Annotated in this window: 12 protein-coding genes and 1 riboswitch; of the genes, 6 read left to right on the top strand and 6 right to left on the bottom strand. The window is 38.0% G+C overall.

Going from position 1 to position 15,431, the window contains the following annotated elements; genetic code table 11:
- Positions 1-31: 31 nt before the first annotated feature.
- Both ACXVYO_RS26570 and ACXVYO_RS26565 read right to left on the bottom strand, forming a co-directional pair.
- Entirely contained in the window at positions 32-1,117 is a 1,086-nt protein-coding gene (locus ACXVYO_RS26570) for a transcriptional regulator (RefSeq protein ID WP_458469214.1), read from the bottom strand.
- 91 nt (positions 1,118-1,208) lie between these two features.
- Complete coding sequence (locus tag ACXVYO_RS26565; RefSeq protein WP_000283173.1) at positions 1,209-1,358, bottom strand: hypothetical protein; 150 nt, start codon at positions 1,356-1,358, stop codon at positions 1,209-1,211.
- A gap of 255 nt (positions 1,359-1,613) precedes the next feature.
- Between ACXVYO_RS26565 and cydA the strand changes: the two genes are divergently transcribed.
- From cydA to ACXVYO_RS26550, 3 genes are all read left to right on the top strand, one after another.
- Positions 1,614-2,969: a cytochrome ubiquinol oxidase subunit I gene (cydA, locus tag ACXVYO_RS26560; protein ID WP_458469213.1), complete on the top strand. Its 1,356-nt coding sequence runs from the start codon at positions 1,614-1,616 to the stop codon at positions 2,967-2,969.
- Positions 2,962-3,987 carry a cytochrome d ubiquinol oxidase subunit II gene (locus ACXVYO_RS26555; protein ID WP_000544166.1) on the top strand — a complete coding sequence of 342 codons (1,026 nt, stop codon included), beginning with the start codon at positions 2,962-2,964 and terminating at the stop codon, positions 3,985-3,987. Before cydA ends, ACXVYO_RS26555 begins: the two co-directional genes overlap by 8 nt.
- A gap of 350 nt (positions 3,988-4,337) precedes the next feature.
- On the top strand, positions 4,338-5,696 hold the full coding sequence (locus ACXVYO_RS26550) for an arsenic transporter (protein ID WP_458469212.1): 1,359 nt from the start codon (positions 4,338-4,340) through the stop codon (positions 5,694-5,696).
- A 254-nt stretch (positions 5,697-5,950) separates the two neighbouring features.
- Here ACXVYO_RS26550 and thiC read toward each other — a convergent pair whose 3' ends face one another.
- Positions 5,951-7,711: a phosphomethylpyrimidine synthase ThiC gene (gene thiC / locus ACXVYO_RS26545; protein ID WP_458469210.1), complete on the bottom strand. Its 1,761-nt coding sequence runs from the start codon at positions 7,709-7,711 to the stop codon at positions 5,951-5,953.
- 112 nt (positions 7,712-7,823) lie between these two features.
- Positions 7,824-7,939: riboswitch (TPP riboswitch) on the bottom strand.
- Between the two features lie 71 nt (positions 7,940-8,010).
- Positions 8,011-9,669, bottom strand: a complete 1,659-nt coding sequence (lldP, locus tag ACXVYO_RS26540; RefSeq protein ID WP_458469208.1) for an L-lactate permease — start codon at positions 9,667-9,669, stop codon at positions 8,011-8,013.
- A 283-nt stretch (positions 9,670-9,952) separates the two neighbouring features.
- Between lldP and ACXVYO_RS26535 the strand changes: the two genes are divergently transcribed.
- Complete coding sequence (locus ACXVYO_RS26535) at positions 9,953-10,270, top strand: DUF4870 domain-containing protein (protein ID WP_073517132.1); 318 nt, start codon at positions 9,953-9,955, stop codon at positions 10,268-10,270.
- A 114-nt stretch (positions 10,271-10,384) separates the two neighbouring features.
- Here the strand turns inward: ACXVYO_RS26535 and ACXVYO_RS26530 are convergent, their stop codons facing one another.
- Positions 10,385-10,876, bottom strand: coding sequence for a metal-binding protein (locus ACXVYO_RS26530; RefSeq protein WP_172553451.1), 492 nt, complete (start codon positions 10,874-10,876; stop codon positions 10,385-10,387).
- A gap of 50 nt (positions 10,877-10,926) precedes the next feature.
- Complete coding sequence (locus ACXVYO_RS26525) at positions 10,927-11,292, bottom strand: YkvA family protein (RefSeq protein ID WP_458469206.1); 366 nt, start codon at positions 11,290-11,292, stop codon at positions 10,927-10,929.
- Between the two features lie 546 nt (positions 11,293-11,838).
- Here ACXVYO_RS26525 and ACXVYO_RS26520 point away from each other — a divergent pair.
- On the top strand, positions 11,839-13,767 hold the full coding sequence (locus tag ACXVYO_RS26520) for an LTA synthase family protein (RefSeq protein WP_458469205.1): 1,929 nt from the start codon (positions 11,839-11,841) through the stop codon (positions 13,765-13,767).
- A gap of 655 nt (positions 13,768-14,422) precedes the next feature.
- The gene (locus ACXVYO_RS26515; protein ID WP_458469203.1) at positions 14,423-15,307 is read left to right on the top strand and encodes a D-amino-acid transaminase; all 885 of its coding nucleotides are present in this window, start codon (positions 14,423-14,425) and stop codon (positions 15,305-15,307) included.
- Positions 15,308-15,431: the final 124 nt, after the last annotated feature.

The raw sequence follows: 15,431 nt of genomic DNA, 5'->3' as shown, positions 1-15,431 counted from the left end.
AAGGCGCCACCCCAAAAGGGGATAGCACCTTCTATTTCTTACTCTTCTCCAATTCTATTTCCGCTAAAAGTGGCAATACGTTATCGAAAATATGCGTATTATTATTTTCACCTGTTACGTATCCACCGTAATATCTACTAAATACATTGTCATTTCGGAATGTGACCATATGATCATATAATTCCTTTGCAAACTTCGTATCACCTGTTTGTAGTACGTACAAGATCGTTAGTCCGTAAGCGGCTGGCGATTCATAATTCACAGTTTGTTTTCCCGTTTCTAAATTGTAACGACCGTATAGCTTTCCATCCTCCTGGAACTTCTTCTTTATAAATTCCAAATAAGCATCTGATGAAAGAGCACCTAAACTTCGATGATATGCCACGTATGATTGGTCAATAAGATTCACTTCTTTATCGTACGTAAATGTACCATCTTCTTTATACTCTTTTGGGAATGCCCAGCCATGCCTTGGATAATCCGCTAAAAATTGAACGACTTCCTGATATTGCTGTGCAGAAACCTTGCCGTACTTCTTCATATACGAGAATGCGTGCGGATTTAAGTATGATGTAGTTGCAAAATTATTTTGTTTCCCTGCATCTGCATCATAATAATCAACGTAATAATTATCTTTCTTATTATAACGAATTACAGCGTCACTCAATTGATCTGCTAAGTTTTTATAACGCTCCTCCTTATACATCTCATAAGCACGATATAATTGTTCTATAATACGAAGATCATCTATAAGTGCATTGGTAGCTGACTGCATTTCTCCCTTTTCAGAGATTTTCCATATAACGATTTGATCCTTATGTACAAAGCTATTTTGAATAACTTTAACTTGTTCATCGAATAACGCTTGATCGTCTTTATCCAATGTATATTGTAGCCATAGTCCTGCTGATTCTGATAAAGCTTCACGGCCTTTCGCTTCACCCTTACCTGCCTTTGTATCCGCTAAACGATATGTTGCAAGCGTCCCATTTTCATTCACCATATGTCTTAAAATAAAATGTTCTGTACGGTTTCCTTGTATAGCTGCCCAAAATACAATGCCACCTAAAGCGATTAAGAGAATAACCCCAATCCCTATATATAAACGTTTCCGCAATCTTTTCACCTCCCCATTAAGACTAACCTTAATTTTACCAGAACATACATGAATGTAAAAAAGACAATCTATTAGATTGTCTCCCGTTCCTCTATCCCTCACAAGCCTCTTTAGAAGGTCTATATAGCGATGCTACAAGTCGATCATATTCACGACGCGTAATCTCTTTATTATACAGCTTCAATAATAAATCTCTATGCTCTTTTGAAAATGCCATCTTTTTAATGACTTCAGGATACATAAAACATCCTCTCCATTTCACATAAACTTCTTTACCTCCAAAAACAGAACTTATGTTCGCATAAAAGATTATAAAATATTCCTTACTAAAAAACAAACAAAATATTATTAAACATTAACTTCTTTTTATTTAGAATATTCAATCAACATATTACCATATCCACTTTTTAAATACATATATATTTTTGGTAGTTTTTTTGAATAAATCTTCCAATTCAATCAGAAAATAATGGCAAAAAAGAAGAGGAGTTTACATATGGATACGGTAACATTAGCAAGAGCATTTTTTGGTTCTTCATTAGCATTCCACATTATCTTTGCAACACTCGGCGTGGGACTTTCATTGATGATTTTTATAAGTGAAATACTATATCACTGGAAGAAAGATTCCGACTACGCCATTATGGCGAAAAGATGGACGAAGGCGTTTGCCATCCTTCTCGGTGTAGCAATTCCGACTGGAACAATCGTTGGTGTGCAAATCTCACTTCTTTGGCCTGGTTTTGCCAAAATTGTTGGGCAGGTAATTTCTGTTCCCTTTCAAATTGAGATTTTCGCCTTCTTTTTAGAGGCTTTGTTCATGTCCATTTATGTATATGCAGCTGATAAACTACCTCCATTTATGAGATTAATCTCGCTATTTTTCGTCATGATTGGTGCCACGGCATCTGCCGTGCTTATTACATCAGCAAATACATGGATGAATACACCCGCAGGCTTTTCAATGGGACCAGATGGATCCGTTTTTAACGTTGATCCGTGGAAAGCTTTCTTTAATCCGAGTTTTGGCACAAGCGCATTCCACGTTGTGATTACAGCCTACGCAACTGGAGCAGCTGTCATTGCCTCTATCGCTGGATTTAAATTATTAAAGAAGAATTTAAATAAACGTGAAGTGGCATATCATAAAAAAGGACTACTGTTAGGGCTCGTCGTGACATTTATTACAGGTGCTACGATGTGGCTTTCGGGACACGAATCGGCGATTGCCTTACATAAGCATTCCCCTGAAAAACTTGCATCTGCTGAAGCTTTATTTGAAACGACATCACATGCACCGTTATCAATTGGTGGAGTTGTAGATCCGAACACACTTGAACTAAACTATGCACTAGAAATTCCGAACATGCTTAGCCTACTCGTGGGACTCGACCCTAGCACCGTCGTAAAAGGACTCAAGGAATTCCCACAAGAAACATGGCCACCATTTTATACACATACACTATTCAACTTAATGGTCGGCACCGCTGCCTTTACTTTTGCAGTTGCGGCAATCGCCCTCTTGTATTGGTACTTTGTTTACCGAAAAAAAGGAACAGAATTACCGAAGTGGCTTCTTTGGGGAGCTGCCGCATGTGGACCAATTATGATGCTCGGTATTGAATTTGGGTGGATTTTCAGCTGTAGTGGTCGTCAACCTTGGACCATTTATGGTATGCAACGGACAGTTGATGCTTCTACACGCGCTGATTTTGTCGGTCCTTTATTTATTCTATTCATCATTTTATATATTGGACTCGGTATTTTAACAGTTTTTGTACTACGGACATTCTTTAAGAAACATCCGCTTACAAATGATTTACATCACGAAGGAGGCGATTCTCGTGCATGAGGAAAGTATTGCAATCATCATCTTATGGGCTCTTATTTTCGTATACAGTATATTAGGTTCCATCGATTTTGGAGCAGGTTTTTGGGGCATGGTATACGCAAAACATCCAACGCTCGCTGCCAAGCTAGCCAATCGATACTTATCACCAACCTGGGAAGTAACAAATACATTTCTCGTCTTTGTCGTTGTCGCTTTTCTCGGTTTCTTTCCGAAAGCTGCTTTCACCCTTGCGACAGTGATGTTCGTACCAGTTATGTTAATTTTAATACTCATTGCAATTCGTAGTACATTCATGGTATTTGCCTACTCTCTGCCAAAATATCAATTCCTCCTTCGGGTGATTTCAGGTATTACTGGGCTCTTAATTCCAGCCTTATTAATTACCGTTTTACCCGTTACAGAGGGGGCTTATATTACAATGTCTGAAGGAAAAGAAGTACTTTTGTATGGAAAACTTCTTTCTAGCCCGGTTATCTACTGCTATATGCTCTTCGGACTAACTTCGGAACTATTTCTTTCCTCGCTCTTTCTTGCTGATTTTGCGAGAGAGCAAGGTTCAGAAGATTCGTATAGAATTTATAGAAGAAACGCCATCATCCTTGGTCCCGCAACACTCGTTACGGCGATTATCGCCCTCGTTGTAATGGATCCGGAAACACACTGGCTTATGCAAGGACTCATAAAACAATTCCCATGGTTTACAGTTTCTATCGTTTTATTCGTTATCGGGTACTCTTCCCTTTGGTGGACAAACAAGAAGTATGGCACACTAGGATACCCTCGCATTGCCGTTTTAGCAGTCGTCGCTCAATATGCATTTGCAAGTTACGCTTACGGTGTCGCGCATTTACCTTATATTATTTATCCTGATGTAACTGTATTTACAAGTTTTACAACTACAGAAACATTCTATGCATTGCTTATCCTATACGCAATTGGAATCGCAATTTTACTACCAGGATTTATTTTCTTCTGGAATTTATTCTTGAAGGATCGAACTTTTTTGAAGGAAAAATAATATAGTCGGGAGTCTGTTCCAAAAGGCATTTTGGGATGGGCTCCTTTTGTCATATTTTGTCGATCAGTCGATATATTTTAAAAATCGCTAATATATTTCAAGAATCGCTGATATATCTCCATAATCACCCATATAAATTTCATTTACTATCTTATCGCCCCACTAATTTATAGACTCCTCTCACAATAGTTATTTCGCTATTAGTGACACTTGTCCTTTAGCTTGAAAAACACATATTCGCTTTATTCCATTATACGTCTAGTTCTTCTTATTTTTTGCTGAATATACTATCAATACAAACTTGAGACAAGCTACATTTGTTCAAGGGAAAATAGAAAGGTAGGCAAAATATGAGCATTGAAATATGGATTACTATTATTGTATTCTTCTTAACGATGATTGTTATCTTTTGGCGACCTCGTGGTTTAAATGAGGCGTGGCCGGCAGCAATTGGCGCTGGCATTATCTTGATTACTGGACTTGTATCAAGACCAGACGTCATGGACATTATTAGTAAAATTGGCGGTGCCTCTATAACAATATTAGCGACCATCGTTATGGCGGTTATATTAGAGAGCTTCGGCTTCTTCCACTGGTCCGCAGCGAAACTTGCAAATTTAGCAAAAGGCTCCGGTCGCCGTTTATACTGGTATATTCAATTATTATGTTTTCTTATGACTCTTTTATTCAATAACGACGGTAGTATTTTAATTACAACACCAATCCTAATTTTACTACTGAGAAACCTTAAATTAAAACCACATCAACAAATCCCTTATTTATTAAGCGGTGCTTTAATCGCTACTGCATCTAGTGCACCAATTGGTGTAAGTAATATCGTAAACTTAATCGCATTAAATATTGTGAATATGACTCTTTATATGCATACTGCTATGATGTTTGTACCTGCAACATTAGGACTATTGTTTATGTCATGGCTTATGTATACAGTTTTAAAGAAAAAACTCCCTGAAAAATTACCTGTTTCTTCATATGATATCGAAGAAATATTCTTCACGAAAAACTTCCATCCGTTAAAAGGAAAAAATTCAGTTGATACGAAACAAAAACGGACAAGATTCATGCTAAAAGTATTAGGCTTCGTCTTCCTTATGCGCTGTCTTCTATTCGTTGCATCCTTCTTATCAATTCCAATCGAAATTGTTGCTGTACTCGGTTCACTCATTCTTCTCATCTGGAGATGGTACTACTTACGAACGAACCCTGTCGATATTTTAAAAAAGACACCGTGGCACATTTTGATTTTCGCTTTCTCTATGTATGTCATTATTTACGGGCTTCATAACGCAGGATTAACAACGGCGCTGGTAAATTGGCTTGAACCAGTTGTAAGTCAACATCTACTCTATGCTAGCTTTGCAATGGGCGGACTCGTCTCCCTCCTCTCTAACGTCTTCAATAACCATCCTGCACTTATGATTGGTACAATCACATTAACAGAAATGGGACTAGACCCAGTCACATTAAAAACTATCTATCTCGCAAACATTATTGGTAGTGACATCGGTTCACTATTATTACCAATCGGTACACTAGCTTCCCTCATTTGGATGTATATCCTGAAACAAAACAAAATTAAAGTAAAATGGAAAGACTATTTAAGTGTATCCCTTATCGTTATTCCTCTCACAACAGTCGTCACATTATTCCTCTTATACTACTGGGTACACCTCTTCTTCGCCTTATAAAGTGAAACTTTAATCAGTGGGGGTTTTCTTCATTCCCCACTGATTATCAGCCCTCACCAATCGGACTTTAATGGGCAGCCCGACCCCCACCTAACTTCTGTGCTTTCACTGAATTTTGAGGTGGGGGTCTTACTGCCCATTAATGTGGGATAAACGACAGAAGCCCGCTTTGCTACCGTCTTAGCAAAGCGGGCTTCTTCTATATTTAAGTTAGGTACTACAGTGTGATCAATCAAGTAAAGAGGTGTAACGTGTTATTGGTATAAATGACTACCAGTGTCTTTAAATTCTTTCGCTTTCTCTTTCATCCCTTTTTCAATTGCTTCGGTCGTTTCTAAATCATTTTCTTTCGCATATTCACGAATATCATGTGAAATTCTCATACTACAAAACTTCGGTCCACACATAGAGCAGAAATGAGCTGTTTTCGCGCCTTCTGCTGGCAATGTTTCATCGTGATATTCCATCGCACGTTCAGGATCTAAAGATAAATTAAATTGATCGCGCCAACGGAATTCAAAGCGAGCTTTTGAAAGTGCATCATCACGCTGATGAGCCGTTTTGTGCCCTTTCGCAAGATCAGCCGCATGCGCAGCGATTTTGTACGTAATAACTCCCTCGCGAACATCATCTCTATTCGGTAAACCTAAATGTTCTTTCGGCGTTACATAACAAAGCATCGCCGTTCCAAACCAGCCAATCATTGCAGCCCCAATTGCGGATGTAATATGGTCATAACCTGGTGCAATATCTGTCGTTAACGGTCCAAGTGTATAGAACGGCGCGCCCTGACAAATATCAAGCTCTTTCTCCATATTCTCTTTAATTAAATGCATCGGTACATGCCCAGGTCCTTCAATCATCACTTGCACATCATGTTTCCAAGCAATCTTCGTTAATTCACCAAGTGTTTCAAGCTCAGAAAACTGTGCTTCGTCATTTGCATCTGCAATCGAACCTGGACGTAATCCATCTCCAAGAGAGAACGAAACGTCGTACTGCTTCATAATTTCACATATTTCTTCAAAATGAGTGTATAAGAAGTTTTCTTTATGATGGAATAAACACCACTGTGCCATAATTGAACCACCACGTGAAACGATACCTGTCGTACGCTTTGCAGTAATCGGAATGTAACGGAGTAATACGCCTGCGTGAATCGTAAAGTAATCAACACCTTGCTCCGCTTGCTCAATTAACGTATCACGATACACTTCCCACGTTAAATCTTCTGCAATTCCGTTTACTTTTTCCAGCGCTTGATAGATCGGTACAGTTCCGACTGGTACAGGCGCATTACGAATAATCCACTCACGCGTCGTATGAATATTTTTACCTGTAGATAAATCCATAATCGTATCCGCACCCCAGCGCGTTGCCCACGTCATCTTCTCTACTTCTTCTGCAATAGAAGAAGAGACAGCAGAGTTTCCGATATTTGCATTGACCTTCACGTGGAAATTACGTCCGATAATCATCGGCTCTGCTTCCGGATGGTTAATATTCGCTGGTAAAATGGCACGGCCTTCTGCGATTTCCTTACGAACAAACTCAGGCTCCACTCCTTCACGAATCGCAACATATTCCATCTCAGACGTAATGATGCCATTACGTGCATAATGCATTTGCGTAACGTTTGCCCCTTGCTTCGCTCTAAGCGGCTGGCGATCCATTTGCGGAAAAACAGGTGTATGTTTCGAAGCCACTTTTACACCGTCATCCTCTGGTTTCACTTCGCGCCCTTCGTATGCTTCTACATCTCCGCGCTCCAGAATCCAAGAATGGCGCGGCGTTGGAATCCCCTTTTCCAGCTCCACTTTATACGCAGGATCTGTATAAGGACCGCTCGTATCATATACACGAATTGGCGGATTCGGAATGCCGTTCGTTTCACTTTGTTCAATCTCGCGCATCGGCACTTTCATACCCGCGCGTGGTCCATCCACATACACTTTCTTACTTCCTGGTAAACTCGATTTCAATTCAATTTGCTCAGCTGAAACAGACTGTTTCATAACCTTTGTTGCCCCCCTGTACGTGACAAGGACAAGATATGGCCAGCGTATGCCAAAATAAAAAGAGCCAGGTCCATAAAAAAATAAGGACCTGGCTCATAAAGACATCATTATGTAAAGCCGTTAACTTCCCTACGCTGGTACGAGCCAGATCAGGTCCAAAGGGTTAAGAAGTTCACGCGCTTCTCTCTCAGCCTACGCATACGTTAGGCACCCCTAGTTTATCACTGATTTAATTTTCAATACTTTCCCATCATACACTATAATCTGAAAAATGAAAAGTTTATTTCTTTTGTTGTTTATGGAATCATCCATGTTAAATAATATGCCTGTACATACGTCATAATACCAACAATAATTACGAAGAATAAACTATGCTTCACTGTAAAGCGGAATAAATCTGATTCCTTTCCAGCAAGTCCCACTGCAGCACAAGCAATTGCAATCGATTGCGGAGAAATCATTTTTCCAGTTACACCGCCCGTTGTATTTGCTGCAACGAGAAGTACTTCAGATACACCGACTTGCTGCGCTGTAATCGCTTGTAAATTCGAGAACAGTGCATTCGCTGACGTATCGGATCCTGTTAAAAATACACCGATCCAGCCTAAGAATGGTGAGAAGAACGGGAATAGTCCGCCTGTTCCTGCAAGTGCTAACGCTAATGTAGAAGATAAACCAGAATAGTTTGCGATAAATGCGAATCCTAATACAAATCCGATAGATAGAATTGGCATCTTAAGCTCATTTAGCGTTTCTTTAAATGTTACTACTGCATCTTTTGCACTCATTTTCAAAATAAAGATCGAAATGATACAAGCAATTAAAATTGCTGTTCCCGTCGCTGATAAAACATCGAATTTCAAGATTGCTTCATAAGGCGTCGGTTTATTTACAATTGGCTCTGCTTTCATTACTAGATTGTGTAAGCCTGGAACCTCAAACTTAAACACAAGGCTTTCTAATGCGCCACCTGGAGCAAATAACGCTTTGAAGAAACTTTGGCTCCAAATGACTACCATTACAGTTAAAATAATGAATGGAGACCATGCCTTTACTACTTTCCCTACTGTTAGTTTCGGCATAGATGTTGCTGTCGTCGCAGCTACTTCACTATTTGCTTCTTTAGACTGATAGATTTCTTTCGGCTGCCAAACTTTTAAGAATAGCGATAAACTCACTAAACTTACAAGTGCTGACGTAATATCCGGAAGTTCTGGTCCTAAGAACGTCGCTGTAATGAACTGCGTAATTGCAAATGAGCTCCCCGCTACAAATAGAGCTGGCCATGTTTGTCTTACTCCTTTAAATCCATCCATTAAAAATACGATAAAGAACGGAACAAATAATGATAGAAACGGTAATTGATGTCCAGCCATTTGTCCAATTTTATGTGGATCAATACCAGTTACTTGTCCAGCAACTGTAATCGGAATTCCCATCGCTCCGAACGCTACTGGCGCCGTATTTGCGATTAAACAAAGACCCGCTGCATATAAAGGATTTAATCCAAGACCTGCAAGAAGTGCTGCCGTAATCGCTACTGGTGCACCAAATCCTGCTGCCCCTTCCAAAAACGCTCCAAATGAAAAACCGATTAAAATAACGAGTAAACGATGGTCATTTGTAATGGATAAGACAGATGCACGAATAACATCGAATTGACCTGTTTTTACAGATATTTTATATAAAAATACCGACATAATGATAATCCAAGCAATCGGCCATAGTCCGTATAAGAAACCATATCCGGTCGCTGCCATCGCCATCGTGAACGGCATCTTATAAGCGAATAACGCCACTAAAATTGTGAGTACAACTGTAATAAACCCTGCCACATACCCCTTCATGCGGAAAACTGCTAAAGCTAAGAAAAAAAAGATAATCGGAATAAGTGCGACCGCTGCCGAAATCCAAATGTTTCCGAACGGATCATAAACTTGTGTCCATGTGTTCATTGTTCTCTCCCCCTAAAGAATCCCCTTTTAAATAGAATAACCTCACCAATAGACTATCAGGTCATCATACCTTTAAGTCTAAAATAAAAAACGTTTAAGAAAACGTTTTCACTAATTTTATCACAACAATTTCCATTACAAAAGATTTTTTTGAAAATTTTATCATTTAGTATGGAAATCTTACAAAAACGTCACGTTCTTGTAATGTTCATCGATAGGAAGCTCGCTATATTTCCTGCATAATAAAGGTATAACAACGGATATTATTTATGAGGTGATATATATGAACGGAAACAAAATATTAGCAGCTTTATCATACTTTAGTGTATTATTTGCCCCTATCTTATTCCCTATCATTGTGTGGGTTGTGGGCGATTCTGAAACAAAACCACACGCAAAACGCGCTCTATGGACACACATTATTCCAAGTATCGCGGCATTCATTGGATTTATTATTCTAGGAATTATGGGAATCGGATCGAATCAACCAGACGTAACACTTGGCATTGGAGCAATGATTGTCTTATGTATTTGCGGCATTATTAGCTTATACTACTTCATTTGGAACATCGTAAAAGGTATTAGAGTGCTAACAGCTTAAGTTTAAACAAACGTTTGATTAAAACGACACTATCGCATGATAAATGAATTTTCATCGATAACCGACCTATTAATAAGAAAAAACCGTCCCAAAACACCTTTTGGGACGGTTTTTTTATCTTCTGCGTTTCTTCTTTTTTCTCATCATTTTCTTGCGACGCGTATTCACTTTATCCGCTATAATGTGAAGCGTGCTTGCCACAACAATTCCCATTACGAACGTTACAATTTCAACCTCATGTTTCTTCGCAATTTCTATTAAATTCCCATCAAGCGCGATCACATTTAATAGGAATAAAAATGGAGAAAATACAATTAACATGTATGCAATACGAATCACATCACCAAGTATAATTGTATGTGTAAAGAAGGAGCGATGCGGCATGACCTTCTTATACGGATACCAAAATATACGTAGGAATCCCCATTTATTATACGCATTACTATATGTATCTAAATCCGGCGTTAAAAATGAAGTACCTACTAAAAAGCCAATTGCAAAAGTTAATAAAAAATCCAAGTTTGTTAATCCATACGAAAAGAGCATAAACAAAACAACCGGAAGGGATATTAAGTTTATTTTCGTATGCGTTCTTCCTGATGGCATAAAGCACTTCCTCGCTTACGTTCGCCCTGTCACCACATGACAGTTCTCACCTATTGATCTAATTTCTGATCGATAAATGATGTGTCTATATCCGAACCAAACCACTCTGCCAACTTCACTCGTGCCTTATCCTTCACCTCTTCATTGACGTATAACGATGCCTGCAATAGTGCGGCCGTCAACGCCCCTAAATCATCTGTATAACCAACCCCAGCAATGAAATCTGGGATGGCATCAATTGGTGCAATAAAATAAGCAAGTGCTCCAATCACAATAATTTTCACTCGCTTTGGAACATCAGGTCTTTGCAAAACGTAAAACAATAATAAACTTGCATAAATGACCGACTGTCCTGCTTGCTTTGCAACATGTTTTGTTTTCTTCCAAAACGCTTCAACTGAAAATTTTTGTTCCATGTGAAAGCCTCCCTATTTTTAAAAAGAAATAAGCTACAATATGTTATCAGTAAAAGTTCATCAAAATTACACACAATCTATCAATGAACTTTCATTGTAACAAACAAACGAAAAAAGAACAAGTGTTCGTTAATTTTCCCGTACTTTCCTTCATATAATAGGTTTCTAGATAACCGCTTACCCATCGTCATTTCTTATTTCTCAACAAAGAAAATTTTCAATTCCACTTAACATTCTGCTCTACCTTTGTTATATTTTCTAGTTGACGGACATATAAACGAATGTTAAAGTTTTCTCTGGTAGTGACAAATCTCATACAAAAAATGTAAAATGTTATAGTGTTTCTCAGAAATGAATTTTGTTGTATAATACAGAAATGACGTTATACTTATGAGCAGCAAAAGAAACCAAAAGGGTATGCATAGTTATAGTCGTATATGGGTGAATATAGAACCTTTAATTATGGCCAAGAAAACTATGTATTTTTTATTTTAGCATTTTTCGCTCCAAAATCGACCAAGCCTGATAGAGAAAGGGTGGAAATGAATGAAAGAAACCTTGAAATCACAATTTCAAAATGTGCGTTTCACTGTATTCGTAGCTTTAGCCGTATGGTTGAAGACATATATTATTACACGCACAAGCTTTGATTTAAAACTTGAATCTTTCATGCAAGAATTCATTTTATTCCTTAGCCCATTAGCAGCATCATTACTGCTTGTTGGCCTTGCATTATTTGCAAAAGGGAAAAAACGTAACTATATAGCACTTGGAATTAATTTTGTCTTAACAATCATTCTTGTTGGTAACGTAATGTTCTACGGATTCTACAATGACTTCGTTACTTTACCTGTACTAGGACAAACATCTAACTTTGGTAGTTTAGGTTCTAGTGTGCAAGAATTGTTTAACTACAAAATCATCCTTGCATTTGCTGATATTATCGTATTCTTCATTTTATTGAAGAAGATGAAGAATTTTGCACCGACAGAACGTGTAGCACGCCCAATGCGCTCCCTATACTTCGTGTCAACAGTTGCTATTTTCTTCGCAAACTTAGGGCTGGCAGAAGCCGAACGTCCTGAACTATTAACACGTTCATTCGACCGCGTTATGCTTGTTAAAAACTTAGGTTTATATGTACACCAAGTGTACGACCTTGGCTTACAAGCAAAATCAAGTTCACAAAAGGCTTTTGCTGACGGTAGTAAATTACAGGAAACAGAAAACTACGTAAAAACAACGCAAAGCAAACCAGATCCAAATATGTTTGGTACTGCAAAAGGGAAAAACGTAATTGTTGTCTCTCTTGAGTCACTACAAACATTCTTAATTGGTGCAACAGTTAACGGACAAGAAGTTACACCGTTCTTAAACCAATTTACGAAAGAAAGTTATTACTTTGATAACTTCTTCCATCAAACTGGGCAAGGAAAAACATCAGATGCTGAGTTCTTAGTAGATACTTCCATGTATCCACTAGACCGTGGTGCTGTATTCTTCACACACGGTAATAACGAATATACAGCAACTCCAGAAATTTTGCGTGAGCAAGGATATCACACATCAGTATTCCACGCGAACAATGCAACATTCTGGAACCGTAATATTATGTATCCGGCACTTGGTTATGATCGTTACTACAACGAACTTGACTACAAGATTACGCCAGAAACGAAATTAAATTGGGGATTAAAAGATATCGAATACTTCGATCAATCTATCGATATGTTAAAAGAAGTAAAGCAACCGTTCTATACTCGCTTCCTTACTTTAACAAACCATTACCCATTCACTTATGATGAAAGTACGAAATTAATCGATGAATACAATTCTGGTGATGGCGTATTTGACCGTTACATGGTAACTGCTCGCTATTTAGACGAAGCAATGAAACACTTTATTGAGCGTCTAAAAGCAGAAGGTATTTACGACAACTCAGTTATCGTATTCTACGGTGATCACTACGGTATTTCTGAAAACCATAACCGTGCAATGGCACAGTTCTTAGGAAAAGAAGAAATCACTACATTTGACCATATGAACTTACAAAAAACACCGATGTTTATTCACGTTCCAGGTCAAAAAGAAGGTAAAACAATTTCAAAACCAACTGGTGAAATTGACATTAAACCAACAATTCTAAACTTACTTGGTGTAGATTCTACAAATCAAGTTCAATTCGGTCATGATGTATTCTCACCAGAAAATAAAGGATTCGTTGTTCTTCGTGACGGTAGCTTCGTTACAGATAAGTACATGTACACGAACAGTACATTCTACGATCGTTCTACTGGCGAAGTTGTACAACTACCTAAAGAAGAATCTCAACCACTCATTGATCGTGCTCAAAATGAATTGAACATGTCTGACAAAATCATTGAAGGTGACTTACTTCGCTTCTCTGAAAGTAATAAGACCAAAACTGGTGAAGTAAAGACAGCTATTAAAGAAGAAAAGAAGAGCGCTGAGTAATCTCAGCCTCTTTTTTTTATATTTCTCCATACAATCACTTATATTCATTAACTTTAACATTACATAACCTTTACCAAATATTCACATAGCGTTAATGAAACATCTCTATAATAAAATATGCAAGCAAGGTTCTATATATTTCTTATCTCTCATCTTTAATAAGATCCCTTAAAGAAATATATGAATCGTTTATTTCTACTTTCTTATAATTGTCTTTCAATATGTTTTGTTTCCATACACAAAACATTCAATAAGACGATGTCCCTATGAAAGATAGCTACCCTCCTTGTGCAGCATTCCATCAGAATGTTGCTTTTTTTTATTCAAAAGCAGGATTCTTATTTCTTATTTTCGAATTTGTATATACAAAATGCTGTAAAGTGAAACTTTACTCAGTGAGGGTGTTCACCCCCACTGATTATCAGCCCTCACCAATCGGGCATTTACGGGCAGTTATTCGCCTGCTTCACTTCTTTGCCCCCAGCTGAATTTTTAAGTGGGAGTATTGCTGCCCACAAATAGCGGGGGAAATCACTACTTCTCTACCATTTACAAATACATATACGTCATATGTAAAGAAGTACTCACATAAAAATTACTATAGTGATTTTTATTCCGAATGAAAGCTTCACTTTACTTATGCACTTACGAAAGGATGGGACAAAAATTGGCATACGAAAAATTTGTACTATGGAATGATGCAGTTATTGATACAACAAAACATCGTGCTTACATAGAACTTGAAGAAAGAGGCTTGCAGTTTGGAGATGGTGTCTATGAGGTTATTCGCCTATATAAAGGAAACTTTCACTTATTAGATCCGCATATCACAAGATTATATCGCTCCATGGAAGAAATAGAATTATCACTCCCTTTCTCAAAAGCAGAACTTATTATCCTACTTTACAAACTAATTGAAAGTAATAATTTCTACGAAGATGGAACGATTTATTTGCAAGTATCTCGTGGTGTACAAGCTCGTACCCACACATTCTCATATGACGTCCCGCCGACAATCTATGCCTATATTACGAAGAAAGAAAGACCCGCGTTATGGATTGAATATGGTATACGTGCTATATCAGAACCAGATACGCGCTGGCTACGCTGTGATATCAAATCATTAAATTTATTACCCAATGTATTAGCTGCTACGAAAGCTGAACGCAAAGGTTGTAAAGAGGCTCTTTTCGTACGAAATGGTACTGTAACTGAGGGAAGCTGTTCTAATTTCTTTCTCATAAAAAACGGAACTCTCTACACACATCCAGCCAATCACCTTATTTTAAATGGCATCATTCGTCAATATATCCTTTCTTTAGCGAAAACCCTTCGCATTCCGGTACAAGAAGAACTTTTCAGCGTTCGTGATGTTTATCAAGCGGATGAATGTTTCTTTACAGGAACAACGATTGAAATTTTGCCAATGACTCACCTTGATGGAACCGCAATCCAAGATGGTCAAGTTGGCCCTATCACAAAAATGCTACAAAGATCCTTTTCTCAAAGCTTGTTACAATCCAATATGTCATCTTCTTAAACACGAATAATTTCTATCTTTTCTACACTCAATATATGTATTTAATTGGAAATCAAGGTATAGATTTATGCCTTGATTTTTTTTGTAATCTTTTTGTCATATTCAGATTACCGCATAAGTCTTG

Source organism: Bacillus sp. BC08, assembly GCF_054326875.1.
This window is presented reverse-complemented; position numbering and strand designations above follow the sequence as displayed.